At 66.0% G+C, this 26,235-nt stretch carries 27 protein-coding genes; 12 read left to right on the forward strand and 15 right to left on the reverse strand.

Translation table 11 applies throughout. The annotated features are described in order from the left end of the window. The first annotated feature begins 8 nt into the window (after positions 1-8). The 4 genes from IE113_RS16515 (at position 9) to IE113_RS07585 (ending at position 3,768) form a co-directional block, all read left to right on the forward strand. The gene (locus tag IE113_RS16515; RefSeq protein ID WP_189540073.1) at positions 9-752 is read left to right on the forward strand and encodes a ComF family protein; all 744 of its coding nucleotides are present in this window, start codon (positions 9-11) and stop codon (positions 750-752) included. Positions 753-1,077: 325 nt separating this feature from the next. Continuing rightward, positions 1,078-1,455, forward strand: coding sequence for a phosphoribosyl-AMP cyclohydrolase (gene hisI, locus IE113_RS07575; RefSeq protein ID WP_189540685.1), 378 nt, complete (start codon positions 1,078-1,080; stop codon positions 1,453-1,455). Between the two features lie 32 nt (positions 1,456-1,487). Continuing rightward, positions 1,488-1,937, forward strand: a complete 450-nt coding sequence (locus tag IE113_RS07580; RefSeq protein ID WP_189540075.1) for a MerR family transcriptional regulator — start codon at positions 1,488-1,490, stop codon at positions 1,935-1,937. 28 nt (positions 1,938-1,965) lie between these two features. Continuing rightward, positions 1,966-3,768 (forward strand): acyl-CoA dehydrogenase C-terminal domain-containing protein, encoded by a 1,803-nt coding sequence (locus IE113_RS07585; protein WP_189540077.1) that lies wholly within the window; start codon positions 1,966-1,968, stop codon positions 3,766-3,768. Positions 3,769-4,073: 305 nt separating this feature from the next. On the opposite strand, the gene IE113_RS07590 is transcribed toward IE113_RS07585, so the two are convergent. The 6 genes from IE113_RS07590 to tyrS all read right to left on the reverse strand — a co-directional run bounded on the left by IE113_RS07590 (position 4,074) and on the right by tyrS (position 9,373). Beyond that, positions 4,074-4,547 carry a hypothetical protein gene (locus IE113_RS07590; protein WP_189540079.1) on the reverse strand — a complete coding sequence of 158 codons (474 nt, stop codon included), beginning with the start codon at positions 4,545-4,547 and terminating at the stop codon, positions 4,074-4,076. Positions 4,548-4,549: 2 nt separating this feature from the next. Next, on the reverse strand, positions 4,550-5,263 hold the full coding sequence (locus tag IE113_RS07595; RefSeq protein ID WP_189540081.1) for a dienelactone hydrolase family protein: 714 nt from the start codon (positions 5,261-5,263) through the stop codon (positions 4,550-4,552). Positions 5,264-5,422: 159 nt separating this feature from the next. Beyond that, entirely contained in the window at positions 5,423-6,340 is a 918-nt protein-coding gene (cysK, locus tag IE113_RS07600) for a cysteine synthase A (protein WP_189540083.1), read from the reverse strand. Then, positions 6,337-7,602, reverse strand: a complete 1,266-nt coding sequence (locus IE113_RS07605; RefSeq protein ID WP_189540085.1) for an MFS transporter — start codon at positions 7,600-7,602, stop codon at positions 6,337-6,339. The genes cysK and IE113_RS07605 overlap by 4 nt, the downstream gene beginning before the upstream one ends. Before the next feature lie 92 nt (positions 7,603-7,694). After that, positions 7,695-8,033: a PilZ domain-containing protein gene (locus IE113_RS07610; protein ID WP_189540087.1), complete on the reverse strand. Its 339-nt coding sequence runs from the start codon at positions 8,031-8,033 to the stop codon at positions 7,695-7,697. A gap of 119 nt (positions 8,034-8,152) precedes the next feature. Next, on the reverse strand, positions 8,153-9,373 hold the full coding sequence (gene tyrS, locus IE113_RS07615; protein WP_189540089.1) for a tyrosine--tRNA ligase: 1,221 nt from the start codon (positions 9,371-9,373) through the stop codon (positions 8,153-8,155). Positions 9,374-9,420: 47 nt separating this feature from the next. Between tyrS and IE113_RS07620 the strand changes: the two genes are divergently transcribed. The 3 genes from IE113_RS07620 (at position 9,421) to IE113_RS07630 (ending at position 12,602) form a co-directional block, all read left to right on the forward strand. After that, complete coding sequence (locus IE113_RS07620; RefSeq protein WP_189540091.1) at positions 9,421-9,963, forward strand: DOMON-like domain-containing protein; 543 nt, start codon at positions 9,421-9,423, stop codon at positions 9,961-9,963. A gap of 11 nt (positions 9,964-9,974) precedes the next feature. Next, positions 9,975-11,171, forward strand: coding sequence for an exo-beta-N-acetylmuramidase NamZ family protein (locus tag IE113_RS07625; RefSeq protein WP_189540686.1), 1,197 nt, complete (start codon positions 9,975-9,977; stop codon positions 11,169-11,171). 147 nt (positions 11,172-11,318) lie between these two features. Next, a complete protein-coding gene (locus IE113_RS07630) occupies positions 11,319-12,602 on the forward strand; it encodes a spinster family MFS transporter (protein WP_189540093.1) in 1,284 nt (427 codons plus the stop codon). Here IE113_RS07630 and IE113_RS07635 read toward each other — a convergent pair. Genes IE113_RS07635 through IE113_RS07650 form a run of 4 tightly spaced genes read right to left on the reverse strand, consistent with a single transcriptional unit; the run spans position 12,593 to position 16,330 of the window. Further along, complete coding sequence (locus IE113_RS07635; RefSeq protein WP_189540095.1) at positions 12,593-13,396, reverse strand: lipid II flippase Amj family protein; 804 nt, start codon at positions 13,394-13,396, stop codon at positions 12,593-12,595. The two genes, IE113_RS07630 and IE113_RS07635, sit on opposite strands and share 10 nt — an antisense overlap. Positions 13,397-13,435: 39 nt before the next feature. Next, positions 13,436-14,236: a 4,5-DOPA-extradiol-dioxygenase gene (gene ygiD / locus IE113_RS07640; protein ID WP_189540097.1), complete on the reverse strand. Its 801-nt coding sequence runs from the start codon at positions 14,234-14,236 to the stop codon at positions 13,436-13,438. A 56-nt stretch (positions 14,237-14,292) separates the two neighbouring features. Next, positions 14,293-15,474, reverse strand: a complete 1,182-nt coding sequence (locus IE113_RS07645) for a vWA domain-containing protein (RefSeq protein ID WP_189540099.1) — start codon at positions 15,472-15,474, stop codon at positions 14,293-14,295. A gap of 1 nt (position 15,475) precedes the next feature. Continuing rightward, complete coding sequence (locus tag IE113_RS07650; RefSeq protein ID WP_189540101.1) at positions 15,476-16,330, reverse strand: DUF817 domain-containing protein; 855 nt, start codon at positions 16,328-16,330, stop codon at positions 15,476-15,478. A 71-nt stretch (positions 16,331-16,401) separates the two neighbouring features. On the opposite strand from IE113_RS07650, the gene IE113_RS07655 reads away from it, so the two are divergent. Next, a complete protein-coding gene (locus IE113_RS07655) occupies positions 16,402-17,142 on the forward strand; it encodes a glutathione S-transferase family protein (RefSeq protein WP_189540103.1) in 741 nt (246 codons plus the stop codon). Between the two features lie 49 nt (positions 17,143-17,191). Here IE113_RS07655 and IE113_RS07660 read toward each other — a convergent pair whose 3' ends face one another. The 3 genes from IE113_RS07660 to IE113_RS07670 all read right to left on the reverse strand — a co-directional run bounded on the left by IE113_RS07660 (position 17,192) and on the right by IE113_RS07670 (position 21,349). Then, on the reverse strand, positions 17,192-18,034 hold the full coding sequence (locus tag IE113_RS07660; RefSeq protein WP_189540104.1) for an AAA family ATPase: 843 nt from the start codon (positions 18,032-18,034) through the stop codon (positions 17,192-17,194). Positions 18,035-18,128: 94 nt separating this feature from the next. Then, entirely contained in the window at positions 18,129-20,126 is a 1,998-nt protein-coding gene (gene parE, locus IE113_RS07665) for a DNA topoisomerase IV subunit B (RefSeq protein ID WP_189540106.1), read from the reverse strand. Positions 20,127-20,194: 68 nt separating this feature from the next. Continuing rightward, positions 20,195-21,349, reverse strand: coding sequence for a penicillin-binding protein activator (locus IE113_RS07670; protein ID WP_189540109.1), 1,155 nt, complete (start codon positions 21,347-21,349; stop codon positions 20,195-20,197). 38 nt (positions 21,350-21,387) lie between these two features. On the opposite strand from IE113_RS07670, the gene rsmI reads away from it, so the two are divergent. Genes rsmI through IE113_RS07690 form a run of 4 tightly spaced genes read left to right on the forward strand, consistent with a single transcriptional unit; the run spans position 21,388 to position 24,181 of the window. Then, positions 21,388-22,215, forward strand: coding sequence for a 16S rRNA (cytidine(1402)-2'-O)-methyltransferase (rsmI, locus tag IE113_RS07675; RefSeq protein ID WP_189540112.1), 828 nt, complete (start codon positions 21,388-21,390; stop codon positions 22,213-22,215). Then, the gene (locus tag IE113_RS07680) at positions 22,212-22,565 is read left to right on the forward strand and encodes a YraN family protein (RefSeq protein WP_189540113.1); all 354 of its coding nucleotides are present in this window, start codon (positions 22,212-22,214) and stop codon (positions 22,563-22,565) included. Before rsmI ends, IE113_RS07680 begins: the two co-directional genes overlap by 4 nt. A gap of 17 nt (positions 22,566-22,582) precedes the next feature. Then, entirely contained in the window at positions 22,583-23,548 is a 966-nt protein-coding gene (gshB, locus tag IE113_RS07685) for a glutathione synthase (RefSeq protein WP_189540115.1), read from the forward strand. Positions 23,549-23,581: 33 nt separating this feature from the next. Beyond that, positions 23,582-24,181, forward strand: coding sequence for a DedA family protein (locus tag IE113_RS07690; RefSeq protein ID WP_189540117.1), 600 nt, complete (start codon positions 23,582-23,584; stop codon positions 24,179-24,181). Here the strand turns inward: IE113_RS07690 and IE113_RS07695 are convergent, their stop codons facing one another. Both IE113_RS07695 and hemW read right to left on the reverse strand, forming a co-directional pair. Continuing rightward, complete coding sequence (locus IE113_RS07695; RefSeq protein WP_189540119.1) at positions 24,182-25,078, reverse strand: tyrosine recombinase XerC; 897 nt, start codon at positions 25,076-25,078, stop codon at positions 24,182-24,184. Continuing rightward, positions 25,075-26,226, reverse strand: a complete 1,152-nt coding sequence (gene hemW, locus IE113_RS07700; RefSeq protein ID WP_189540121.1) for a radical SAM family heme chaperone HemW — start codon at positions 26,224-26,226, stop codon at positions 25,075-25,077. The genes IE113_RS07695 and hemW overlap by 4 nt, the downstream gene beginning before the upstream one ends. Between the last annotated feature and the right edge of the window lie 9 nt (positions 26,227-26,235).

The raw sequence follows: 26,235 nt of genomic DNA on the forward strand, positions 1-26,235 counted from the left end.
CGGGTGCGATGCGAGTCCCGACATTTCTTGCGCCGCTGGTCGATCTCGTGTTCCCCCCGCGCTGCCCGTTGTGCGGTGACATGATGGTCGAGCAAGCGGGCGTTTGTCCTTCCTGCTGGAGCGGGCTGGCGATTCCGGGGGAGCCATCCTGCAAGCTTTGTCAGCGCCCGTTTGCTGCGGGGGTCGCGGATGGATCGATATGCGCTCCCTGCCTGGCTGTGCCTCCCCGGCATGGCGGGGTTGCTGCGGGAACACTCTACAACGATGCATCGCGTTCACTGGTCCTGGCGCTGAAACACGGCGGCCGAATCGCGCTCGCTCCATTGATGGCGCGTTTCGTCAGCGCGCGACTGCCGCAGCGGGTCGATGCCGACTGGCTGGTTGTGCCAGTGCCGCTGCATCGCTGGCGGCTGTGGCGTCGCGGCTACAATCAGGCGGCACTGTTGGCACGCGGCATCGCGGAATCGCGCGGTTGCAGCGTGCTGGTGGACGGGCTTGTCCGAACCAGGCCAACCCCGACGCTGGGTGGTTTGGGGCGCCGTGCGCGAGCGCGGGCGCTGTCTGGGGCGATCACGGCTCATCCCCGGCGGAGCGAACAGATCAAGGGGAGGCGGATCGTGCTGGTGGACGATGTCCTGACCAGCGGCGCCACCAGCGATGCCTGCACACGGGCCTTGTTGCGGGCCGGAGCGCAGGAGGCCCTGATCGCCTGCTTCGCCAGAGTGATGGACGAGGCGCTGGACCTGACCTGACCGTCCGGGCAATCAATCGTGCCCTTCAACGAAAAGCGCCCGAGGGATAACCTCGGGCGCTCTCGTGACGAAACCGCTGGACTCTGCTTGCGCAGTTCGGCGATCCCCCTCGATCGCCTGGTCCAATCCCTCATGCGGCCGTCCGACGTTGCGGACGATGGCCTGACCCTGAACCTAAGCCTTCAGCGCTTGCGCGCCACCGGTTGGCGGGCGGATGAAAACCGCATCTGCTCAATCGAAGAAACCGCCGAAAATTGAAAGGGCGATGCGTGTTCGCCGAAGATTTTGGTCGACACATGTGGTTATCGTGCAACAAAGGGCAATCATGGCCAATTCCGATACACTCGAGCGAGAGCAGGGCAGGGCTTTCCTGCCGAAATTCGATGCCAATGGACTTTTGACGGCGGTCGCGTGCCATGCCGACAGTCGCGAAGTTCTGATGCTGGCGTTCATGGATGATGAAGCTCTTACGAGGACGCGGGAAACCGGGCTGGCGCATTTCCATTCCCGGTCGCGTGGCAAGCTGTGGTGCAAGGGTGAAACATCCGGTCATTTCCTGCGCGTCGAAGACATTCTGGTCGATTGCGACCAGGATGCGCTGGTCCTGATGGTTCGCCCGGAAGGTCCGGCCTGCCATACCGGCGCGCCGAGCTGTTTCTATCGGCGGCTGGACGGTGACGTTCTCGTAACCGTCAAAGATTGACGCTTACGTAAGGGGAAGCTATTTCACGCGCCATGGAACACCTTGGCGCAACCACGGCCGCGCATGATGGCGCGCATATTGATCGTCCCGACGCCTTGCAGCGTGAGCAGTTCTCGATTTCCGACCTGACGGCGGAATTCGATGTCACGGCGCGCGCCCTGAGGTTTTACGAGGATGAGGGCCTGATCGCCCCGGCGCGGGTTGGGCTGACTCGGGTCTATTCCAAGCGGGACCGGGCCCGGCTGGCGTGGATCATGCGGGCCAAGAACGTCGGGTTCAGCCTGACCGAGATCAAGGAGATGATCGATCTCTACGATCTGGGCGACGGCCGGGCCGAGCAGCGCCGGGTGACTATCCAGCGCTGTCGTGACCGGGTCCAGCGCCTGCAGGATCAGCGGGCGGATATCGATGCGGCGATTGCCGAGTTGTCCGATTTCATCAAGCTGATCGAAAACCTCGAACCGGCCGCCCGGCGCGCCTGATCTCTCTCCAGCATCCAAGGATACACTCATGCCCGTTTACAAGGCACCCGCCCGCGATACGCGCTTCGTCCTCAACGAAGTGCTGAAGCTGGAGCAATATGCTCACCTGCCGACTTTCGCGAATGCCGGCCCGGAAATGGTCGACACCATTGTCGAGGAATGCGGCAAGTTCGCGTCTGAAGTGCTCGCGCCGCTCAACCAGTCCGGCGACCAGCAGGGCTGCGTGCGCAATCCGGACGGTTCGGTCACCACGCCGGACGGGTTCAAGGAAGCGTTCGCCAAGTATCGCGAATCGGGCTGGGGCACGCTGGCCTCGCCCGAGGAATGGGGCGGGCAAGGGCTGCCGCACGTGCTGGGCTTCGTGGTCGAGGAATTCGTCGCCACCGCCAACCATGCCTTCGGGATGTATCCGGGGCTAACCAATGGCGCCGTTTCCGCGATCCTCGCCAAGGCTTCGCCGGAATTGCAGCAGAAGTATCTGCCCAAGATGGTGACCAACGAGTGGCTGGGCACCATGAACCTGACCGAGCCGCACTGCGGCACGGACCTGGGCCTGATCCGCACCCGCGCGGTGCCGAACGCCGATGGCAGCTATGCCATCACCGGCACCAAGATCTTCATTTCGGCGGGTGAGCATGACCTGACCGAGAACATCATCCACCTGGTGCTGGCCAAGACGCCGGGCGCGCCGGAGAGCAGCAAGGGCATCTCGCTGTTCATCGTGCCCAAGGTCATGGTCAATGACGACGGTTCGCTCGGCGCGCGCAATGCGGTGTCGTGCGGCAGCCTCGAACACAAGATGGGCATCCACGGCAACGCGACTTGCGTGATGAACTATGACGGGGCGACCGGCTTCATCGTGGGTGAGGAAAACAAGGGCCTGGCCGCGATGTTCATCATGATGAACGCCGCGCGCCTCGGCGTCGGCATTCAGGGACTGGCGCAGGCCGAAGTCGCCTATCAGAACGCGGTCAAGTATGCGCAGGAACGCCGTCAGGGCCGCGCGCTGACTGGCCCGGCCGAGCCGCAGGAAAAGGCCGATACGCTGTTCGTCCACCCCGACGTGCGCCGGATGCTTATGGACGCCAAGGCGTTTACCGAGGCGATGCGCGCGTTCTACCTGTGGGGCGGGCTGCTGGTGGACCTCAGCCACAAGGCCGCGACCGAGGAAGACCGCGCGCTGGCCGACGACATGATCAGCCTGCTGACCCCGGTGCTGAAGGGCTATGGCACCGACAAAGGCTTCGACACCTGCGTCAACATGCAGCAGGTGTTCGGCGGACACGGCTACATCGAGGAATGGGGCATGAGCCAGTTCGTCCGCGATGCCCGGATCGCCCAGATCTATGAAGGCGCGAACGGCGTGCAGGCGATGGACCTGGTCGGCCGCAAGCTGGCGCTGAACGGCGGGCGCGCGGTGCAGGCGTTCTTTGCCGAAGTCGATGCGGCCTGCACGGCGGCCAAGGCCGATCCGGCGCTGGCCAGCCTTGCCGCCGGGGTCGAAAAGGCCAATGGCGAGCTGAAGGCCGCGACGATGTGGTTCATGGCCAATGGCATGACCAACCCCAACAACGTCGGCGCCGGTGCGCATCACTACATGCACATCATGGGCATCGTCGCGCTGGGCTTCATGTGGCTGAAGATGGGCACGGCCGCCAGCGCGGCGCTGGCTGCGGGCGCTGAGGACAAGGCGTTCTATGAGGCGAAGCTGACCACGGCGCGCTATTACGGTGAGCGGTTTACCCCTGATGCCGGGGCGCTGCGCCGCAAGATCGAGACCGGGTCGAACAGCGTCATGGCGCTGCCGGTAGAGGCGTTTGCCACCGCCTGATTCGGCCCGATTCGGGGGGTTAGTTGATGAAAGTCATGCGCGGGGCGTGCTTTTGGGCACGCTCCGTTGCTGTTTGTGCGGGTTCACGGTTTGAAAGAGCCGATGCGAAGGTAGCAGGCGGCGGGGATGTAGGAAAATCGGGGGTTGGAGCGCCCTTGCGCGGTGCTTGGATCTTATGGTCCATCTGCCCCCAAACCCGCCCATCCTGAGCTTGTCGAAGGATCGCTTTTTTTCTTTGATTGAGACTGCTTCGGCAAACCAGAACAAGGCAGTGCTTCGACAAGCTCAGCATGGACGGGTTTGGTTCAGATTGTCGGTTCGAGGTCGGGGTGCTCAGTATGGCGCGCGAGGTTCAGGGCATCGCGGTGGCGGCCCCAGGACCAGCCGGTGACCGCGCCGCCCAGCGATCCGGGTATGGCGAAGTAAAACAGGCCCCCGGCCGCCTGCCCCGCCAAGATGCTGATCGCGACCGGCAGGACACCACCGAAGAACAGACCGGCGACCACGTAGAGTTCCCCTTGATCACGCCCGGCGCGGCTGAGCAGATAAGTTAGCGGCAACCCTATCAGGATACTCGCCCCCAGCACGATTGGCAGGGTGATAATCAGTGGAAAGACCGCGATCAGCAGTCCGTTGAGACCGCCCATCGGATCGCCAAAATCAAACAGGAGCACGATGCCGGCCGGGACGCTTATCAGGAGTAACGGTGAACCGGCGGCGCAAGCTCCGGTGAGCACCGCCTTGGCAAAGGCGATCACCGCGACGCGATCTATCGCCACGCTCAGCCCGCAGCCTCGTCAAGCAGGCCCATCAGCGCGGCCCAGCTTTGGCGGTCGGCACTGGGGTCATAGGCGATGGCGGGCAAGCCGCGCGCGTCGCTGCCGGGGTCGGTGAAGCCGTGCTTCACGCCGCTGTAGCTGTGGAAGTGCCAGTTCGCCCCCACACCGTCCATTTCCTGCCAGAACGCCATGACCGCTGCGCGCGGGGCCATCGGGTCGGCATCGCCGTGGCAGACCAGAATGCGCGGGGTGATCGGCGCGGCGGCGGAGCGCTGGGTATCGAGCAGGCCGTGGAAGCTGGCAACCAGCGCCAGATCCGCGCCCGCGCGGGCCAGTTCCAGCACGGCCTGTCCGCCCATGCAGAAACCGATGGCGGCGAGCGGCAAGCCCTGCGCCGCGTCATGCCCGCGCAAGGTGGTGAGCGCGGCGGCCAGCCGGGTGCGGTAGTGATCAACATCCGCGCGCAAGGCCTCTGCCAGCGGCCGCGCCGCTTCGAAGCTGGGCACCGGCGCGCCATAGAAATCGGCGATCATGGCGAGGTAGCCGGCATCGGCCAGCATGCGCGCGCGGCGTTCGATCGCCGGGGTGACATTGGCGATGGTCGGGAACACCAGCACTGCCGCGCGGGGGTTGCCTGACGGGCGGGCCAGCCAGCCGGTCAGCGCGGTATCGCGGTCGGTGTAGGGGATGGGTTCGAGCTGGATTGTCAAAGCCATTGCCTCATCTCAAAACCGTCACCCCGGACTTGATCCGGGGTCCCGCTGCCTTTTTTTTCAATGCGGCGGCTGTTGAAGAAAAGCTGGACCCCGGATCAAGTCCGGGGTGACGTTAAGTGGTGAGGGGAGGTGCAATGAATCACAGCTCCCCCATCAACCTCACTCCGGCAGGAAGTCCGGTACCGAGAGGTACCGTTCGCCGGTGTCATAGTTGAAGCCCATCACCCGGCTGCCGGCGGGCAGATCGGCCAGCTTTTGCGCGATGGCGGCCAGCGTTGCGCCGGAGCTGATGCCCACCAGCATCCCTTCCTCGCGCGCGCAGCGGCGGGCCATTTCCTTGGCGTCGCTGGCGTCAACCTGAATGGCCCCGTCAATCGACTGGGTGTGCAGGTTGCCGGGGATGAAGCCCGCGCCGATGCCCTGAATCGGGTGGGGGGAGGGTTGGCCACCGGAGATGACCGGCGAAAGCGCCGGTTCCACCGCGAAGGCCTTCATCGACGGCCAGTGGCGCTTCAGTTCCTCGGCGCAGCCGGTCAGGTGGCCGCCGGTGCCGACGCCGGTGATCAGCGCGTCGATGGGCGTGTCGCGGAAGTCGTTCAGGATTTCCTGCGCGGTGGTGCGCACGTGGACGGCGATGTTGGCGGCGTTTTCAAACTGCTGCGGCATCCACGCGCCGGGGGTGTCCTGCACCAGCTGGTGCGCCCGTTCCAGCGCGCCCTTCATGCCCTTTTCGCGCGGGGTCAGATCAAAGGTCGCGCCGTAAGCGAGCATCAGGCGGCGCCGCTCCAGCGACATCGATTCGGGCATGACCAGCACCAGCTTGTAGCCCTTGACCGCCGCCGCCATGGCAAGGCCAATCCCGGTGTTGCCGCTGGTCGGCTCGATGATCGTGCCGCCCGGCTTCAGGCTGCCGTCCGCTTCGGCGGCCTCGATCATTGCGAGGCCGATGCGGTCCTTGATCGAACCGCCGGGATTGGCGCGCTCCACCTTCACCCACACTTCATGGTCGGGGAACATCCGCGCCAGGCGGACGTGCGGCGTGTTGCCAATGGTGGCGAGAATGCTGTCGGCCTTCATCGAACCTGCTCCTTCTGGCGATATTGGGGCGCAAAGGTCTTTGCCCTGCGCAGTTCGGGGAAAATGACGGTCCAGATCGCGGTGACCACGATAGCCCCCGCGCCGCCGAGCGCAACCGCCCAGACCGGACCGAGCAGCGCGGCGGCAAGGCCGGACTGCATCTCGCCCAGCTCGTTGGACGCCGAAATGGCAAGGCCCGAAATCGAGGACACGCGCCCGCGCTTGTCGTCGGGCGTGTTGAGCTGGATCAGGGTGCTGCGGATGAACACCGATACCTGATCAGCCGCGCCCAGCAGCGCCAGCATGGACAGCGACAGGACGAAGCTGGTGGACAGCCCGAAGGTCAGCGTAGCGCCGCCATAGACCGCGACTGCCCACAGCATCTTTTCACCGACGTTGCGGTGCATCGGGCGAAAGCCCAGCCACAACGCCACAAGGGCCGCGCCAACGCCCGGGGCGCCGCGCATCAGGCCCAGGCCTTCATCGCCGACGTGGAGCACGTCATAGGCAAAGGCGGGCAACATGGCGGTTGCGCCGCCCAGCAGCACCGCGAACAGGTCCAGCGTGACGCAGCCGAGCAGGAACCGTTCCCGCCAGACGAACTGCGCGCCCTCGGCCATCTGGCGCACGGGATGCAGCTCGGACTTGGGCGGGATCGGGATCGGGCGGATCATCAGCACGGTGATCATGCCAACCGCCAGCAGCACGGCGGCATACCAATAGGGCATGGCGGGATCGCGGGCGAGCAGGAAGCCGGCAACCGCCGGGCCGATCACCGAGCCGCTTTGCCAGGCAATCGAGCTGAACGCGACCGCGCGGGGCAGCGATTCGGCCGGGACCACGTTGGGAATGATCGCGCTGACCGACGGGCCGATAAACACCCGCGCGCCGCCGTGGCACGCGGCCAGCGCGAACAGCAGCGGCAGGCTGAGGAATTCGAAGGTGTTGGCCAGCGCCAGCGTCAACGCGATGCCCAGGTCCACCGCGGTCGAGGCAGCGGCGACGAAGCGCCGGTCGAGCCGGTCGGCCAGCAGGCCGGCAACCGGGGTCAGCAGCAGGAAGGGGATGAACTGCGCCAGCCCCAGCAGCCCCAGCAGGAAAGCGGCCTCCTTGGGGGCCATGCCTTCGACCGTGCGGGCGTATTGATAGACCTGCGCGCCGATGATCACGACCACGGCAACCGTGGCGTTGACGGACAGGAACCGGGTCAGCCAGATCAGGCGATAGTCACGGATGCGTAAGGGGTGGATGGCGTCGCTCACCCGGCGGGCATGGCAGCGCGCCCGCGCCTTGCCAAGCGGTCAGATGCTTGGGCTGTGTAAAGTTATGCTGTGCAGGCCGCCGCCGCCGCGCCTCAACGCTTGCGGCGCAGGCGCGGGTTAGGTTGCAGGGTGTCGATCATCCGCATGAAATCGTCGAGCCGGATGATTCGCTCGAACTGAAAGCCCGAGCGGTCGTCGGTGGTCCAGATCAGGTGGGCCTCGATCCGGCCGACTTCGGGCAGGCGAATCACCACGCGCTCACCGCGCGACAGATCGAGCGGACCGTTCGCCATGAAGCCATGCGCCGAAATGTTGACGATGTGGATGTGCACGTCGCCCAGGCGCCGATGCTCGCCGATCACCTTGTGGTCGACGGGATGCCGCGTGGCGCGGCGCATGTCGGTGACGGTCAGTTGAGCTCCGGCTCCCATGCCCGCAGGGCCTCCTTGCGTGATTACAGCAAGGGCCCTTTTGCCGCTTAAAGCCCAACAAAGGGTAAAGCGGAGGGGAACGATCCGTTTACCAAAGTTACAGCCGTTCCCCTGACCGGTCAGGGGCGCAGCACGCCGTGCTTTTTCTTGCCCGCGGAAATGCGCACTTCCGCGCCGCCGGGGATGTGCAGCGCCTCGTCGCTGACCGCTTCGCCATCGATCCGCGCGCCGCCGCCCGCGATCAGGCGCTTGGCTTCGCCCCGGCTGGCGGCAAAGCCGATCCCGACCAGCGCGTCGATCAGGCCGATGCCATCGGCGGGCAGCGCCAGCACCGGCAGTTCCTGGCCAACGCCGCCGCCCGCAAAGGTGGCGGAAGCGGTCGCCTCGGCGGCCTTGGCGGCTTCCGGGCTGCGGCACAGGCTAGTCACTTCGTTGGCCAGCACGATCTTGGCCGCATTGATCTCGCTGCCCTGCAGGCTTTCCAGCCGGGCGATCTCGTCCAGCGGCACATCGGTGAACAGGCGCAGGAACTTGCCGACGTCGCGGTCATCGACATTGCGCCAGTACTGCCAGAAGTCATAGGCGGGCAACTGCTCTTCGTTGAGCCAGACCGCCCCGGCGGCGGTCTTGCCCATCTTGCCGCCGTCGGCAGTGGTCAGCAGCGGGGTGGTCAGGCCGAACAGTTCGGTCCCGTCCATCCGGCGGCCCAGTTCCAGCCCGTTGACGATATTGCCCCACTGGTCCGACCCGCCCATTTGCAGGCGCACGCCCATGGTCTTGGACAAGTGGCGGAAATCGTAGCCTTGCAGGATCATGTAGTTGAATTCGAGGAAGGTCATCGGCTGTTCGCGTTCCAGCCGCAGCTTCACCGAATCGAACGTCAGCATCCGGTTGACGGTAAAGTGCGTGCCGACTTCCTGCAGCAGCTCGATATAGCCCAGCTTGCCCAGCCAGTCGTGGTTGTTGACCATGACGGCGTCGGTCGGCCCGTCACCGAACTTCAGCAGCTTGGCAAAGATCGTGCGGATCGAGGCGATGTTGGCCTCGATCGCCTCGTCGGTCAGCATCTTGCGGCTTTCGTCGCGCCCCGTCGGATCGCCGATCCGCGTGGTCCCGCCACCCATCACGACGACGGGCTTGTGCCCGGTCTGCTGCAGGCGGCGCAGCATCATGATCTGGACGAGGCTGCCGATGTGCAGCGATGGCGCGGTCGCGTCGAACCCGATATACCCCGGCACGACCTGCTTCGCCGCCAGGGCATCAAGCCCTTCGGCATCGGTCAGCTGGTGAATGTAGCCGCGTTCATCAAGCAGGCGGAGCAGCGAGGAATTGTAAGTCATGGGTGCCTTCCGGTTTCGGGCGCGCGCCTAGCACGAAAGAACCGCGTTTGGAAACGTATCGCCTGATCCCTCATCCCGATCATCCGCCCGCCAGCGCCAGCGCGATCACCGCGCGGATCATTTCGGCGGCGCCCAACTGGCTGCAACTGCGCTTTTCGCTGGAAGGGACCGCGGAACTGGTCGTGCCGCCGTTCGCGGGGAAGGGACGGGCGGATGGACTGTGGCAGACGACCTGCTTTGAACTGTTCGTGCGCCAGCCGGGTAGCGACGGTTATGCCGAGTTCAACCTCTCGCCGTCCGAGCGGTGGGCGGCTTACGACTTCACCGGATACCGCGCGGGGATGGCTGAGCGGGCCATGCCGCGCCAGCCGGATTGCACCCTGCGGCGCGGGCGCAGCATGGCGATCTTTGACGCGGCGATCCCGCTCGCCGCGCTGCCGCCGCTGCCGTGGAGCTATGCCCTGACCGCCGTGATCGAAGAGGCGGGCGGGCGCAAATCCTACTGGGCGATGGCGCATCCGGACGGGAAGGCGGATTTCCACCATCCGGCTTGCTTCGCGGGCACACTTGCGGCACCGGAAGCGGCATGAAATTCGGCCCAGTGAACTTCGGCATCGACCGCCTGCTGGCGGACCCCACCTTGCGCGCACCGCTGGATGGCAAGCGTGTTGCGCTGATCGCCCATCCGGCCTCGGTCACGGCGGACCTCACGCATTCGCTCGACGCGCTGATCGCGGCAGGGATCAACGTGACGTCCGCGTTCGGGCCGCAGCACGGGCTGAAGGGCGACAAGCAGGACAACATGGTGGAAACGCCGGACGAGCTGGACCCGCTCTACGGCATCCCCGTGTTCAGTCTCTATGGCCAGGTGCGCCGCCCGACCGCCGCAATGATGGACACGGCCGATGTGTTCCTGTTCGATCTGCAGGACCTGGGCTGCCGGATCTACACCTTCGTCACCACGCTGCTTTACGTGCTGGAAGCCGCCGCGGCGCAGGGCAAGGCGGTGTGGGTGCTCGACCGGCCCAATCCCGCTGGCCGACCGGTCGAAGGGCTGACGCTGCGCGACGGGCAGGAAAGCTTTGTCGGCGCCGGGCCGATGCCGATGCGCCATGGGCTGACGCTGGGCGAAATGGGCCACTGGTTCATCCAGCATTTCAACCTTTCCGTCGATTACCGTGTGATTGCGATGGAGGGGTGGGAGCCGGACGGGCCGGAGCTGGGCTGGCCGCAGGACCGGATCTGGATCAATCCCAGCCCGAATGCTGCGAACCTCAACATGGCCCGCGCCTATGCCGGGACGGTGATGCTGGAAGGCACAACCCTGTCCGAAGGACGCGGGACTACCCGCCCGCTGGAAGTGCTGTTCGGCGCGCCGGACGTGGACGCCAAGGCCGTGCTGGCGGAAATGCGCCGTCTCGCGCCGCACTGGCTGGCAGGCTGCGCGATCCGCGAATGCTGGTTCGAGCCAACGTTCCACAAGCACGCCGGCCAACTGTGCAACGGGCTGATGATCCATGCCGAAGGCGGGTTCTACGATCATCAGGCGTTCCGCCCCTGGCGCTTGCAGGCGCTGGCGTTCAAGGCGATCCGCGCGCTCTATCCCGATTATCCGCTGTGGCGCGATTTCCCCTATGAGTACGAGTTCGAGCGGCTGGCGATCGATGTGATCAACGGCGGCCCGGACCTGCGCACCTGGGTGGACGATCCCGCCGCCACCCCGGCCGACCTAGACGCGTTGACCGCGCCGGATGAAGCGGCCTGGCGCGCGCAAGTGGCCCCGCTGCTGCTCTACTGAACCGGCATTTCCGCCAGTCGCAGATTCCGGCCGGTCGTCGATCAGGATCAACGGCTGGTCTGATTGCGCGCTTGACGGCGGCAGCACATCCGGTGACACCACCGCCAAACCACAAGGCGGAACGATCCCGCCGGGCGAGGAGGATTCATGTCAGCGAGTGCTGCGACCGCAACCGATAACCGTGCCACCCGCCTGATGCTCTGGACGCTGCTGGTCGTCTATGTGTTCAATTTCCTGGACCGGCAGATCGTCAACATCCTCGCCGAACCGATCCGCAAGGACCTGAACCTGTCGGACACCCAGATCGGGTTGATGACGGGCCTCGCGTTCGCGCTGTTCTATACCGTCCTGGGCCTGCCGATCGCCCGCTATGCCGACAAGCCTTCGACTGACCGGGGCCGTCTGATCGCCATCGCGCTGGCGATCTGGTCGGCCATGACGGCGCTGTGCGGACTGGCGCAGAACTTCGTGCAACTGCTGCTTGCCCGCATCGGCGTCGGCGTGGGCGAGGCCGGGTGCACCCCGGCAGCGCACTCGCTGATCGCGGACCGGGTTCCGGCGGAAAAGCGGGCCAGCGCGATGGCGTTCTATGCGCTGGGCATTCCACTCGGTTCGCTGCTGGGGATGGTGATCGGCGGCTACCTGGCGGACGTGCTGGGCTGGCGCAAGGCGTTCCTGCTGGTCGGTGCGCCGGGCGTGCTGCTGGCGTTCTTCGTCGTCATGGCAGTGAAGGACAAGGGGCGGCTCGCTGCGGCTGCCAACAAGCCGGTCCATGCGCCGGAAAGCATGGCCGTCACGCTGAAATCGCTGCTGGCCTCGCGCACCTTCCTGATCCTGCTGGCGGCGGCGTCGGCCTGTTCGTTCCTGTCCTATGGCAAGACCACCTGGACCACGATCTTTTTCCAGCGCACCCACGGGATGACGCCGGGCGAGGTCGGCTTCTGGTTCGGCTTGTGGGGCGGGCTGGCCGGGATGCTGGGCACCTGGCTTGGCGGCTGGCTGGCCGACAAGTTCGGCAAGCAGGACCGTCGCCACGTGATTACCGCCCCGGCCATCGGTATGGCGATTGCGGTGCCCATCGCAATTTCGGCCTACTTCGCCACCGATTGGCGGATCGCGCTGGTGCTGCTGATGCTGCCGACAGTGCTCAACTCGCTTTATTACGGGCCGGTGTTTTCCTCGACGCAGGGGCTGGTGCCGCTGCGCCACCGGGCGATGGCCAGCGCGGTGCTGCTGTTCTGCCAGAACCTGATCGGGCTGGGGCTGGGGCCACTGTTCTTCGGGATGCTGTCAGACTTCCTGAAGCCGGAATTCGGGGCGGAATCGGTGCGCTATGTGCTTTATGGCGCGGCGTGTCTGGGGTTTGTGCCCGCCGTCCTGTTCTGGATGCTGCGCCCGCGTCTGCACGCGGAACTGGATCGTCACACGTAAGTCGCCAGCCAGGCGATGACCTGGGCCGATGGCAGGAACAGCCCTTGCGCCAGCAGCGTTCCCGCCAGTCGGCTGAGGCTGATCCACACGATGGTGCGGCGGAACAGCGCCTCGCTGACCCGGCCTTCGATCACGTCGTCGGTCATGACGGACAGCTGCGGATCGATCAGCGCGAACAGCAGGATCGTGGCAAAGCCGTTGATGACGGCGGACAGCTGCGATGCGGTGACGCGGAATTCGGGGTTGAGATACCCGGCGTAGAGCGAGGCCAGCACGCCCACCGTGATCAGCGCCTGCGCCAGGCAATTGGCCAGCAGCACGCTCCAGCTGACGCCGCGCGGCTTGCCCAGGCCGCGCAGGTGCGCCAGCGAGGGCGGGTGCAGGGCATCGCGCACGGTTTTCAGGCCCGTAGGCGTCGCCGTGCGCAGGATCATCCGCGCGGTTGAGCGGTGCTCCTGAAAATAGCCGATGGCGCGGGCAAACAGGCGCTGCCCGGTCGGCACCAGCACGATCCCCAGCGCCACCGCCAGACTGGCCGAGAGCAGCACCAGCTGGAAATCGCCATACAGCGCCTCGCCCCCGCCGTCCGCGATCCGGGTCTCGATCCGCTTGGCCAGAAACGGGCCGAGAAAGCTGTTGGACGTGCGGCTGACCAGCACCAGGATGTTGAACAAGGCAAAGCTCATCGCGATCCGCCGCGTGCGCACGCCCGCGATCCGCGCCGAATAGGCCAGCGTTCCGATCAGGTTGATGCCCGCGGTCAGCAGGCAGATCACTAGCAGTTGGACGTCCATCCGCGCGGGCTTACCCCCAGAACCCGCGCCGCGCCAGTGTCAGGCGATGGCGGCCAGCGGCGCGGTATCGCCGATGACATAACTGGTCATCGACAGCGCGCCGCTGATGGTGTCGTTGAAGATCCCCACATCGTCACCGGGCAGCCGCGCCCCGGCGATATAGAGCAGGGGCAGGTAATGCTCGGCCGAGTTGATTGCCGCCGCCGCTGCCTGATCGTCTGCGCCGAACCGGGTGAGGGCGGCGTGATCACCTGCCGTCACGGCGGCATTGATCCGGGTCTGGAAATCCACCGCCCACTCTGGCCGGGTTCCGGCGTATTGCCGCCAGAGCGCCAGGTTGTGGATCACGTTGCCGCTGCCAACGATCAGCACGCCCTCATCGCGCAGCGGCGCCAGCGCGCGGCCGAGCGCGATATGGGCATCGGCCTCCAGCGAGCGGTCGAGGCTGATCTGGACCATCGGGATATCGGCAGCGGGATACATCGGCAGGATCACGCCCCACGCCCCGTGGTCAAACCCCCAGCTGTCATCGCGCTGCACGCGCTCCGCCCCGAGCAGTGCCTCGATCCGCGCCACCAGTTCGTCCGATCCGGGGGCGGGGTATTGCACCGCGAACAGCTCGTCCGGGAAACCCCGGAAATCGTGGATCGTGCGCGGCTGCGCGCCCGTGGTGACGTGGGTCTTGCCCTGCGTCTGCCAGTGCGCCGACACCACAAGGATCGCCCTCGGGCGGGGCAGGGCCGCCCCCAGCGCCACCCAGGCGGCGCGTTCAGGCACATCGGAAATCACGGTCATGGGCGAACCATGACCCAGGAACAGGGCGGGGAGGCGGTTGGTCATGCGAACCATATGGACCGCCGCCCGCACCAATCAAGCAAAGGAAATCTTGGCTGTGCTCAATGCTTCTTGCGCGTCAACTCGCGCATCGCATTGTCCAGCCCTTCCAGCGTCAGCGGATACATCGATCCGCCGACCAGTTCCTTGATCATCTTGGTCGACTGCGAATAGGACCATTGCTTCTCCGGGACCGGGTTGATCCACACCGTCGCCGGATAGACGCTGGCCACGCGCTGGAGCCAGACGGTGCCCGCTTCCTCGTTGAAATGCTCGACCGAGCCGCCCGGATGGGTGATTTCATACGGGCTCATTGCCGCGTCGCCCACGAACACGACCTTGTAGTCGTGGCCGTACTTGTGGAGGATGTCCCAGGTGTTTGTCCGTTCAGACCAGCGGCGCCTGTTGTCCTTCCACACGCCTTCGTAGAGGCAGTTGTGGAAGTAGAAGAACTCCAGGTTCTTGAACTCGGCGGTGGCGGCGCTGAACAGCTCCTCGACCAGCTTGATGAACGGGTCCATCGATCCGCCCACGTCGAGGAACAGCAGCAGTTTCACCGCGTTGTGCCGTTCCGGGCGCATCCGGATATCCAGCCAGCCCTGCCGCGCGGTACCCTCGATCGTGCCTTCGAGGTCGAGCTCGTCCGGGGAGCCTTCACGCGCAAACCGGCGCAGACGGCGCAGCGCGACCTTGATGTTGCGGGTGCCCAGCTCGCGCGTGTTGTCGAGGTTCTGGAACTCGCGCTTTTCCCACACCTTCAGCGCGCGCTTGTGCTTGCTCTCGCCGCCGATCCGAACGCCTTCGGGATTGTAGCCATCGTTGCCATAGGGCGATGTTCCGCCCGTGCCGATCCACTTGTTCCCGCCCTCGTGGCGCTTCTGCTGCTCCTCGAGCCGCTTCTTCAGCGTCTCCATGATCTCTTCCCACGAGCCGAGCGACTTGATCGCCTCCATCTCCTCGGGCGTCAGGAACTTTTCGGCGACGGCCTTCAGCCATTCTTCCGGGATGTCGACCGGGTTCTGGCCATAGTTGGTCAGCACGCCCTTGAAGACCTTGTTGAACACCTGGTCGAACCGGTCGAGCAGGCTTTCGTCTTTCACGAACGTCGCGCGCGAGAGGTAGTAGAACGCCTCGGGCGTCTGCTCGATCACGTCCTTGTCCAGCGCTTCCAGCAGCACCAGATGCTCCTTGAAGCTGGCCTGGATCCCGGCAGCGCGAAGCTCGTCGACGAAATTGAAGAACATCTTAGCGGACCTTTTCCTGCGGCTTGTGGAGCGCCGCGACGAGAATGAACGAGATATACATCAGCAAATACCATGCGCCCAGCTTGGACGGGCTGACCAGCGCCCAGCCATCGATCTGCGAGGGATAGAGCCACGCGCGCGAGAAGGTGGCGATATTCTCCGCCAGCCAGATGAACAGCGCGACCAGCAGCCAGCCCACCAGCAACGGCATCCAGCGCTCCTCGCGCCAGACCCGGAACCACACGCGCGTGCGCCAGAACAGCGCCCCCAGCGCCGCGAACAGCACAAGGCGGCCATCGGGCAGGAAGTGGTGGGCGAAGAAGTTCACATAGATCGCAATCGCCAGCACGCCCGCCAGCAGGGGCGAGGGGTATGCGGTGAAGCGGAAGTCGAAGATCCGCCAGACCCGCGCGAGATAGCTGCCCACGGCGGCATACATGAAGCCGGAAAACAGCGGCACTTCGCCAATGCGCAGCAGGCTGGGTTCCGGATAGTGCCACGATCCATAGGCGGTCTTGAACAGTTCCATCACCGTGCCGACCACGTGGAACGCCAGAATCACCCGGGCTTCCTCCAGCGTTTCGAGCCGGAAGGCCAGCATGCCCAGCTGGATCGCCAGCGCCGCCAGCGTCAGGAAGTCATAGCGCGCAAGCGCGGCATCCGCCGGATAGAACAAGTGCGTGCCCAGCAGCAGCGCCAGCATCAGTCCGCCAAACAGGCAAGCCCAGCCCTGTTTGAAGCCGAACAGCAGGAACTCATAGGTCCACGCCCGCCAGCCGGGGCGCGGCGCGAATGCTTCCAGTCGCGCACGGATCGCCGCGAAGCGGGTATGGGCAAGGGGGCGGGGATCGCTCATCCGCAAACGCCACTTGTATGTATTGCATACAATTGATAGCCTGTGCGGGATAACAGAGGATGCCCCCCAAGATGCTCAAGCTTTACAGTTTCGGCCCCGGCGCCAACTCGCTGAAACCCTTGCTCACGCTGTATGAAAAGGGCCTGCCGTTTGAGGGCCACCGGCTGAACCCCGCCGCGTTCGAACATCACAGCGACTGGTTCAAGGCAATCAACCCCAACGGGCAGGTCCCCGCGCTGGTCGATCAGGGCCGGGTCATCACCGAATCCACGGTGATCTGCGAATACCTGGAGGACGAACACCCCACCGAAGTGCGCCTGCGCCCGGACAATTCCTATGACCGCGCGCAGATGCGGATCTGGACCAAGTGGGTCGACGAATACTTCTGCTGGTGCGTGTCCACCATCGGCTGGTCGCGCATGGTCAGCCAGATGGCCAAGGCAATTTCGGCGGAAGAGTTCGAAGAACGCGTGAAGGCCATTCCCATTCCCGAACAGCAGGTCAAATGGCGCCGCGCACGCGACGGCTTCCCGCAGGATCTGCTGGACGAGGAAATGCGCAAGATCGGCGTCTCGGTCCGCCGCCTCAACGATCATCTGGCCGATAACGAGTGGCTGGCGGGCGGGATGTATTCCCTGGCCGACATCTGCAACTACGCCATCGCGGGCGGCATGCAGTTCGGCTTTGCGGAGCTGGTCAACGCCCACGACACGCCCCACCTGGTGCGCTGGATCGAGCAGATCGCCGCCCGCCCCGCCGTCAAGCGGATGTACGCCGAAGTGCCGATGGAAAGCCTGAAGCCGCAAGACTGATCCCGCCTGTTCAACGCCCCCTCCTCGCGCGAGGAGGGGGAATCCGGGATCAGTTCTGGCGCCGCGCCATGAAGGCCAGGCGTTCGAACAGCATCACGTCCTGCTCGTTCTTGAGCAGCGCGCCGTGGAGCGGCGGGATTGCCTTGGTCGGGTCCTTCTGCTGGAGGACGTCCAGCGGCATGTCCTCGTTCAGCAGCAGCTTGAGCCAGTCGAGCAGCTCGCTGGTGCTGGGCTTCTTCTTCAGGCCCGGCACTTCGCGCACTTCGTAGAACACGTCCATGGCCTTCGACACCAGCGTCTTCTGGATGCCGGGGAAGTGGACGTCGATGATCGCCTGCATCGTCTCCCGGTCGGGGAACTTGATGTAGTGGAAGAAGCAGCGGCGCAGGAACGCGTCGGGCAGTTCCTTTTCGTTGTTCGAGGTGATGACCACGATCGGGCGCTCCTTCGCCTCGATCCGCTCACGCGTTTCGTAGACGTCGAAGCTCATCCGGTCGAGTTCCTGGAGCAGGTCGTTCGGGAACTCGATGTCGGCCTTGTCGATCTCGTCGATCAGCAGCACCGGCAGCTTGGGCGCGGTAAACGCTTCCCACAGCTTGCCTTTCTTGATGTAGTTCGAAATGTCGTGGACGCGCTCGTCGCCCAGCTGGCCGTCGCGCAGGCGGGCGACCGCGTCGTATTCGTAGAGGCCCTGCTGCGCCTTGGTGGTCGACTTCACGTGCCATTCGATCAGCGGCGCGTCGAGCGCCTTCGAAATCTGGTGCGCCAGCACGGTCTTGCCGGTGCCGGGTTCGCCCTTCACCAGCAGCGGCCGCCGCAGCAGCACGGCGGCGTTGACCGCAACCTTCAGATCGTCGGTTGCCACATATTCGCTGGTGCCTTCAAAACGCATGGGAACTCCCCGCCGGTTGTTTAATCGTTCGGTTAAGCGGGATAAGTCGCACTTTGAAACGTGGCAAGCGGGATTTGTACCAGCCCGCCGCGCCTCAGGCGTCGATCAGTTCCGGATCGAGTTCCCCGGCGCGGTTCTGGATGAACATGAAGCGTTGGGCAGGGTCCTTGCCCATCAGCCGGTCGACCAGATCCTTCACTGCCGCGCGGCCTTCGTATTCGGGGGGCAGGGTGATGCGGATCAGGCTGCGCGTGGCCGGGTCCATCGTGGTTTCGCGCAGCTGCTGGGGGTTCATTTCACCCAGCCCCTTGAACCGGCCAACCTCGACCTTCTTGCCCTTGAACACGGTGGCTTCCAGCTCGGCGCGGTGGGCCTCGTCGCGGGCGTAGGCGCTCTCCTTGCCGGCGGTCAGCCGGTAAAGCGGCGGCTGGGCGAGGTAGAGGTGGCCGCGCCGGACGATCTCGGTCATTTCCTGGAAGAAGAACGTCATCAGCAGCGTGGCGATATGCGCCCCGTCGACGTCGGCATCGGTCATGATGATGATGCGGTCATAGCGCAGGTTATCGGGGTTGCAGTCCTTGCGCGTGCCGCAGCCCAGCGCCAGGCCGAGATCGGCGATTTCGGCATTGGCGCGGATCTTGTCCGCCGTGGCGCTGGCCACGTTGAGGATCTTGCCCCGGATCGGCAGGATCGCCTGCGTCTTGCGGTCGCGCGCCTGCTTGGCGCTGCCGCCGGCCGAATCGCCTTCGACGATGAACAGCTCGGTCTCGCCCTCGCCATCGCCCGAACAATCGGTCAGCTTGCCGGGGAGGCGCAGCTTGCGGGCGTTGGTTGCGGTCTTGCGCTTGACCTCGCGCTCCGCCTTGCGGCGCAGGCGATCATCCATCCGCTCCAGCACATGGCCGAGCAGCGCCTTGCCGCGTTCCATGTTGTCGGTCAGGAAATGGTCGAAGTGATCGCGCACCGCGTTCTCGACCAGCCGGGCGGCTTCGGGCGAGGTCAGGCGATCCTTGGTCTGGCTCTGGAACTGGGGATCGCGGATGAACACCGAGAGCATGATCTCGCTGCCGGTGAAGATGTCTTCCGGCGCGATGTCCTTGGCCTTTTTCTGGCCGACCAGATCGGCAAAGGCGCGGATCCCCTTGGTCAATGCGGCGCGCAGGCCCTGCTCATGCGTGCCGCCGTCCGGGGTGGGGATGGTGTTGCAGTAATAGCTGTAGGCCCCGTCAGACCACAGCGGCCAGGCAATCGCCCATTCGACCCGGCCCATCGCGTCGCCCGCCTCGTTCGCGGGGAAATCCTGTGCGCCGGCAAAGAACTGGGTGGTCACGCATTCCCGCGCGCCGATCTGTTCCTTGAGGTGGTCGGCCAGACCGCCGGGGAACTGGAACACGGCCTCGGCCGGAACGTCCTCCGCCGTCAGGCTTGCGGCGCATTTCCAGCGGATTTCGACACCGGCGAACAGGTAGGCCTTGGACCGGACCAGCTTGAACAGCCGGGCGGGCTTGAACCTGGCATCCGCGCCGAAAATCTCCGGATCGGGGATGAAGGTAACACTGGTGCCGCGCCGGTTGGGCGTGCCGCCAAGATGCTGGAGCGGCCCCAGCGGCACCCCGCGCGAAAATTCCTGCGCATAGAGTTCCTTGCCGCGCGCCACCTCGATCCGGGTGAGGGTGGACAGCGCGTTGACCACGCTGACGCCGACCCCGTGAAGACCGCCCGACGTGGCATAGGCCTTGCCCGAGAACTTGCCGCCCGAATGGAGCGTGGTCAGGATCACTTCCAGCGCAGACTTGCCGGGATACTTGGGATGCTCGTCCACCGGGATGCCGCGCCCGTTGTCGACGATGGTCAGGCGGTTGCCTTCCTCCAGCGTCACCTCGATCCGGTTGGCATGGCCGGCGACGGCCTCGTCCATCGCGTTGTCGAGCACTTCCGCGGCGAGGTGGTGGAACGCGCGCTCGTCGGTCCCGCCGATATACATGCCGGGGCGGCGCCGGACAGGCTCAAGCCCCTCCAGCACTTCGATTGCGGAACCATCATAGCTTTCACCGCCCGCCGGGGGCAGCTTCTCGAACAGGTCATCTGCCATGAGAACGGCTATAGAACGCGGCGAATCCCCCGCGCAAGCACGGCGGTGCCCTTATTGGCGAGTTATCGTCAGTCCGCGAACTTGTCGGGCGCGGGGCTTACGATCACCACGCCGCCCGCGCGGGCCTCGCGCACTTCCAGCGCGCGCTCGATCACGCCATTGGGCGCAAACCGGAACGGCCCGTCCAGCCCCAGGAACCCGCCCCGGTCGGACAGGCGGGCGAGCGGGAACGCGGTTCCCGGCTTCCAGTCGCGCGCGATGCGCACGGCCAGCAGCACGCTGTCATAACCGAACGTGGCAATGCGATAGGGCGCGGCCTCGAACCGGGTCTTGTAGCTGTCGGCGAACTGCTTGAACCGGCCGTCGGAAATCGCCGCGAACCATGCGCCGCGCAGGGCCGGGGTCGTGCCGATGACGGCCTCGCCGCTCCACAGCTCGGTCCCCAGGATGCGCGGGCTGGCAGCGCCCGGCGCCTTGAGCTGCGGCGCGGCTAGCGCGCCAAAGCGGGCGCCGTCGGCAATCAGCACGGCATCGAACCCGCCGCGCGCCTTGAGCCGCCGCGCGGCACTGACGACCGAGGTGTTGGAGCGGTCATAGGCCTCGGTCTGGGTCAGCGTGCCGCCTTGTGCCGTGATCGCTTCGGCATAGGCGCCGCTGGTGCGTGCGCCGTAATCGCCGCCGGGGGCCAGCAGGGCAAAGCGCGCCGCGCCCTTCGCGCGGGCATAGCGCACGGTGCGGTCAATCGAGTTGGCCGGGACCGTGCCCATCACGAACACGTCGCGCGCGGCCACCGCCGCATCGCTGGTATAGCTGATCAGCGGGACCTTGGCGGCGCGGGCCACCGTGGCAATCGGCGCGACGTCTTCCGCCTGCACGGGCCCCAGGATCAGCTTGTTGCCATCCTGCACGGCCTTGGTCGCAGCCGCCGCCGGGCCGCCGAACGTGTCGTAGGTGGTGATGCGGATGGTCTGCGCGTTGGTATCGAGCAGCGCCATCGTGGTGGCATTGGCAATAGACTGGCCCACGGCCGCGTTCGGGCCGGTCATCGGCACCAGCAGCGCGATGCGGTGGCGCGCCTGATCGGCCGGCAGGGCGTCGGTCGGGGCCGGGGCGGGGGGGGGAGCCACTTCGGGCGCGCCCTGCGGTATCACCTTACACCCTGCCAGCAGCACCACCGTGCCGAGCATGACGATCCTGCGCCGATCGATCCTGCCTTCGAACATCACTTGTCGCTCCCCTCTGGTGCGTCCAATAAGCCTTGATGGATACACCGCTTTCTCCCGGGCTCTATATTGTCGCGACCCCGATTGGCAATCTTGGCGACATCTCGCATCGTGCCGTAACGACACTGCGTGGCGTGGCTGCGGTAGCCTGTGAAGATACCCGCGTGACCGGCAAGCTGATGCAGCACATCGGGCTGAAGCAGCGCCTGATCCGCTATGACGACCATGCCAGCGACGCGACGCGCGACCATATCCTGTCCCTCGCCGCGGCCGAGCCGATCGCGCTGGTCAGCGATGCCGGGACGCCGCTGATTTCCGACCCCGGCTACCGGCTGGTCCGCGCCGCGCGCGAGGCGGGAATCGCCGTCACCAGCATTCCCGGCCCCAGCGCTGCCATCGTCGCGCTGACGCTGGCCGGTTTGCCGAGCGACCGGTTCCTGTTCGGCGGGTTCCTGCCCAACAAGGCCAAGGCCCGCGCCGATGTGCTGGCCGAACTGGGCGCGGTGCGCGCGACGCTGGTATTCTATGAAACCGCGCCGCGGCTGGCCGATGCGCTCGCGGCGATTGTCGAAGTCCTGCCGGGCCGCGAAGTGAGCGTGGCGCGCGAGTTGACCAAGAAGTTCGAGGAGTGCCGCACCGGTCTGCCCGCCGAGCTGATCGCCCACTATGCCGCGCATCCGCCCAAGGGCGAGATCGTGCTGCTGGTCGCCCCGCCGGGCGATGGCCCCGCTGCCGGCCTCGATCCCGATGCCCTGCTGATCGAGGCGCTCAAGACCCAAAAGGCCTCGCAAGCCGCCGCCGAAGTCGCGCGGGTGACCGGGCTGGACCGCAAGACGCTCTATGCCCGGGCGCTGGACCTGAAGTGAAACCGCGCGCGCTCCGCGAGGCGCAGGGGCGGCGCGGCGAATGGCTCGCGGCGTGGTTCCTGCGGCTGAAGGGCTGGCGGGTGCTGGCCAGCCGCGTGAAGACCCCGCGCGGCGAGGTGGACCTGATCGTCCGGCGGGGCCGCACCGTGGCCTTCGTCGAAGTGAAGTGGCGGGAACGGGCCGCAGACCTCGATACCGCCATTGACGCGCACCGCCTGCGCCGGGTCGCTGCGGCGGCCGAGGCGCTGGCGCACAAGTATGCCAGGCCGGGCGATGTGCAGCGGATCGACGTGCTGCTCCTTGCGCCGGGGCGCTTCCCGCGCCACATGGCGAATGCCCTGATGCTGTGATTACGAATGGATACTCGATGAGCCTGCGCGTTGCCGTCCAGATGGACCCGATCGAAACCATCAACATCGCGGGCGATTCCAGCTTTGCGCTGATCGAAAGCGCGCAGAAGCGCGGGCACACCTGCTATCACTATGACGTGAAGTCGCTGGCGCTGGACGAAGGCCGGCTGACCGCGTGGGCCGCGCCGGTCACGGTCCAGCGGGTCGTCGGCGCGCATTTCACCAAGGCCGAATACCGCAAGATCGACCTGGTCAAAGATGTCGATGTCGTGCTGATGCGGCAGGATCCGCCGTTTGACCTCAGCTACATCACCGCCACCTTCCTGCTGGAGCGGCTCAAGGGCCAGACATTGGTGGTCAACGATCCCGAAAGCGTCCGCAACGCGCCGGAAAAGGTGTTCGTGCTCGATTACGCGCGGTTCATGCCGCCCACGCTGGTCGCCCGCCGGATCGAGGACGTGCGCGAATTCCACGCCCGCTTTCCGGGCGACCTGGTGATGAAGCCGCTGCACGGCAACGGCGGCAAGGCCGTGGTGCGCATTCCCGCCGATGGCAGCAACCTGGGCGCGCTGATCGAGCTGTTCGACAATGCCTGGGTGGAGCCGCACATGTTCCAGCCGTTCCTTCCCGACATCAGCGAAGGCGACAAGCGGATCGTGCTGGTCGACGGGGTGGTCGCGGGCGCAATCAATCGCCGTCCGGGCGAGGGTGAGTTCCGCTCCAACCTTGCCGCCGGGGGCTATGCCGAACCGACCACGCTGAACGCGCGCGAAGAGGAAATCTGCGCTGTGCTCGGCCCGGAACTGAAGGCGCGGGGGCTGGTGTTCGTGGGCATCGACGTGATCGGCGGCAAGTGGCTGACCGAAATCAACGTGACCTCGCCCACCGGGATCATGGCGATCGACAAGTTCAACGGCACCGATACGCCGGGGATGATCTGGGATGCAATCGAAGTGCGCCATGCTGCAATGCAGCGCGGTTGAACTGCGTAGTAATCCTGAATAGAACAGCCACCCATGACCGAATTCATTATCCGCCTGATCGAACAGGGCGGCTATCTGGGCATCTTCGTCCTGATGGTCGTGGAGAACATCTTTCCCCCGATCCCGTCCGAGTTGATCATGGGCATGGGCGGCGTGGCCGTTTCACGCGGGTCGATGGCGTTCTGGCCGCTGCTGGTGGTGGGGACGCTGGGCTCCACGCTGGGCAATTACGTGTGGTATCTGGCGGGTGAGAAGCTGGGCTATCGCCGACTGAAGCCGCTGATCGACCGCTGGGGCCGCTGGCTGACGGTTGACTGGGAAGACGTGGAGAAGGGCACGGCGTTCTTTCAGCGCCACGGCCACTGGATCGTCTTCGCGCTGCGCTTTTCGCCGCTGCTGCGCACGATCATCTCGCTACCCGCCGGGCTGATCCATATGCCGCGCGCCAAGTTCCTGGCCTTTACCCTGGTTGGCACTGCGGTGTGGAACACCGGGCTGATCCTGGGCGGGCAATGGGCCGCGGGCTTTTTCGAAACGTCTCAGGCCGTGGCCGAATGGGTGGTCGGCGGGATGCTGGCGGCCACGCTGATTGCCTATGTCTACCGCGTGGTCACCTGGAAACCGCGCGTCTGATCAGTCCTGCTCACGCGGGTGCGCACTGCGATACACGTCCAGCAAGGTTGCCGCATCGACGCGGGTGTAGATCTGGGTTGAGCCCAGACTGGCATGGCCCAGCAGCTCCTGCAAACTGCGCAAGTCCGCGCCCGCGCCCAGCAGGTGCGTGGCAAAGCTGTGCCGCAGCGCGTGGGGCGTGGCCGTGGGTGGCAGGCCCAGCACGGCGCGCGCGCGGGCCACGGCCTTTTGCACCATGCCCTGTGACAGCGCGCCGCCCTTCGCCCCGCGAAACAGCGCTGCTTCGCGGGTGAGCGGCCAGGGGCATTGCGCGGCATAAGCTTCTACCGCCGCCCGGACCAGCGGCAGGATCGGCACCGCGCGCTGCTTGCCGCCCTTGCCGGTGACGACCAGCACCTCGCCCAGCGGCAGCGCGCCGCCGGTCAGCGCCAGCGCTTCGGCAATGCGCAAGCCCGCGCCATAGAGCAGCAACAGCACCGCCCGATCGCGCGCGCCGATCCATTCCTCCGCCGCCTCGTCCGCGACCAGCGCCGCAAGGTTCACCGCATCGTCCGGGGTCACCGGGCGCGGAATGCCTTTCTTGACGCGGGGGCCGCGCATCCGGGGCGGGGCAGGGTCGGGCATCCCGGCCTGTTCGCGGGCGAAGCGGATGAAGGCTTTCAGCGCCGAAAGCTCGCGCGCGGCGGAGGCATTGCCCAGCCCTTCGGCCCGCCGCCGCGCCAGCTGCTGGCGCAGCGCAGCCGCATCGAGCCGGGCGAGGGCGCCCCAGTCATCGACCGCGACCGCGTCCAGCAGCCGCGCCGCCGTGGTCCCATAAGCCCGGACGGTGTGGTCCGACCGCCGCCGCCCGTGCGACAGATGCGCATGCCAGGCCGCGAGCAGGTCGGCGCGGGTCATGGTGCCACCAGTTCGGCGGGGACCAATTCGCCCAGCAAGGCTTCGAGCAGTGGCATCCCCTGCGCGCTGGCCCCGATCCGCGCACCGCGCTGCCAGACCAGCCCTTGCGCGCGATAGAACGCCAGCTTGGCCGGATCGCACAACTCGGCCTCGGTCAGTCCGAACCGGGTTGCGAGCACCGCCAGATCGACCCCTTCGCGCAGCCGCAAGCCCATCAGCATGGCTTCCGCCGCCTGTTCGCGCAGGCCCAGTTCGCGGGTTTCGCAGATGCCATGGCCGTTGGCGGACAGCCCGGCCAGCCAGTTTTCCGGCTTCTTGTGCCGCACCGTCGCCACGCCGCCGCGCCGCCCATGCGCGCCGGGGCCGATCCCGGCGTAATCCTGATAGCGCCAGTATGTCAGGTTGTGGCGGCTTTCCTCGCCGGGGCGCGCGTGGTTGCTCACCTCATAGGCGGGCAGGCCCGCCGCTTCGGTCAATTCGCGGGTCAGCGCGAACAGGTCGGCTGCGGCATCGTCATCCAGCGGTTCAAACTGCCGCTGGCGCACCATTGTCGCGAACTTCGTCCCCGGTTCGATGGTCAGCTGGTACAGCGAAAGGTGGCCGGTGCCGAACCCCAGCGCGCGTTCCAGTTCGGCCTGCCACTGCTCCGGCGTCTGGCCGGGGCGGGCATAGATCAGGTCGAACGACACCCGGCTGAACAGCTGTTGCGCCATGTCGAGCGCGGCCAGCGCCTCATCCGCGTTGTGGAGGCGGCCCAGAAACCGCAGCACATCGTCGTCCAGCGCCTGCACGCCCAGCGAGACACGGTTGATCCCCGCCGCGGCCAGCTCGGTATAGTTGCGCGCCTCCACCGAGGAGGGATTGCCTTCCAGTGTGATCTCGATGCCAGGCGCAAAGCCCCACAGCTGCTCCGCCCGTTCCAGCAGCTTTGCCACCAGCGCGGGCGGCATCAGCGATGGGGTGCCGCCGCCGAAGAAGATGCTGTCCAGCGGCGCGCCGCCCGCATGTTCCGCCTCGAACGCCATGTCGGCCAGCAACGCATCCTGCCACCGGGCGTGGTCCACGGAATCGCGGACATGGCTGTTGAAGTCGCAATAGGGACACTTCGCGAGGCAGAACGGCCAGTGGATGTAAAGCGCGCGGGCCATGCCCCGGTC

The sequence above is a fragment of the Novosphingobium arvoryzae genome, assembly GCF_014652615.1.
GTDB classification, from domain to species: Bacteria; Pseudomonadota; Alphaproteobacteria; order Sphingomonadales; family Sphingomonadaceae; genus Novosphingobium; species Novosphingobium arvoryzae.

Bases quoted from the DNA above. Each gene is read 5' to 3' on its own strand.
- IE113_RS16515 (WP_189540073.1), top strand. From the start codon at position 9: ATGCGAGTCCCGACATTTCTTGCGCCGCTGGTCGATCTCGTGTTCCCC.
- hisI (WP_189540685.1), top strand. From the start codon at position 1,078: ATGGCCAATTCCGATACACTCGAGCGAGAGCAGGGCAGGGCTTTCCTG.
- IE113_RS07580 (WP_189540075.1), top strand. From the start codon at position 1,488: ATGGAACACCTTGGCGCAACCACGGCCGCGCATGATGGCGCGCATATT.
- IE113_RS07585 (WP_189540077.1), top strand. From the start codon at position 1,966: ATGCCCGTTTACAAGGCACCCGCCCGCGATACGCGCTTCGTCCTCAAC.
- IE113_RS07595 (WP_189540081.1), bottom strand. From the start codon at position 5,263: ATGGCTTTGACAATCCAGCTCGAACCCATCCCCTACACCGACCGCGAT.
- cysK (WP_189540083.1), bottom strand. From the start codon at position 6,340: ATGAAGGCCGACAGCATTCTCGCCACCATTGGCAACACGCCGCACGTC.
- IE113_RS07610 (WP_189540087.1), bottom strand. From the start codon at position 8,033: ATGGGAGCCGGAGCTCAACTGACCGTCACCGACATGCGCCGCGCCACG.
- tyrS (WP_189540089.1), bottom strand. From the start codon at position 9,373: ATGACTTACAATTCCTCGCTGCTCCGCCTGCTTGATGAACGCGGCTAC.
- IE113_RS07630 (WP_189540093.1), top strand. From the start codon at position 11,319: ATGTCAGCGAGTGCTGCGACCGCAACCGATAACCGTGCCACCCGCCTG.
- IE113_RS07635 (WP_189540095.1), bottom strand. From the start codon at position 13,396: ATGGACGTCCAACTGCTAGTGATCTGCCTGCTGACCGCGGGCATCAAC.
- ygiD (WP_189540097.1), bottom strand. From the start codon at position 14,236: ATGACCAACCGCCTCCCCGCCCTGTTCCTGGGTCATGGTTCGCCCATG.
- IE113_RS07645 (WP_189540099.1), bottom strand. From the start codon at position 15,474: ATGTTCTTCAATTTCGTCGACGAGCTTCGCGCTGCCGGGATCCAGGCC.
- IE113_RS07650 (WP_189540101.1), bottom strand. From the start codon at position 16,330: ATGAGCGATCCCCGCCCCCTTGCCCATACCCGCTTCGCGGCGATCCGT.
- IE113_RS07655 (WP_189540103.1), top strand. From the start codon at position 16,402: ATGCTCAAGCTTTACAGTTTCGGCCCCGGCGCCAACTCGCTGAAACCC.
- IE113_RS07660 (WP_189540104.1), bottom strand. From the start codon at position 18,034: ATGCGTTTTGAAGGCACCAGCGAATATGTGGCAACCGACGATCTGAAG.
- parE (WP_189540106.1), bottom strand. From the start codon at position 20,126: ATGGCAGATGACCTGTTCGAGAAGCTGCCCCCGGCGGGCGGTGAAAGC.
- IE113_RS07670 (WP_189540109.1), bottom strand. From the start codon at position 21,349: ATGTTCGAAGGCAGGATCGATCGGCGCAGGATCGTCATGCTCGGCACG.
- rsmI (WP_189540112.1), top strand. From the start codon at position 21,388: ATGGATACACCGCTTTCTCCCGGGCTCTATATTGTCGCGACCCCGATT.
- gshB (WP_189540115.1), top strand. From the start codon at position 22,583: ATGAGCCTGCGCGTTGCCGTCCAGATGGACCCGATCGAAACCATCAAC.
- IE113_RS07690 (WP_189540117.1), top strand. From the start codon at position 23,582: ATGACCGAATTCATTATCCGCCTGATCGAACAGGGCGGCTATCTGGGC.
- IE113_RS07695 (WP_189540119.1), bottom strand. From the start codon at position 25,078: ATGACCCGCGCCGACCTGCTCGCGGCCTGGCATGCGCATCTGTCGCAC.
- hemW (WP_189540121.1), bottom strand. From the start codon at position 26,226: ATGGCCCGCGCGCTTTACATCCACTGGCCGTTCTGCCTCGCGAAGTGT.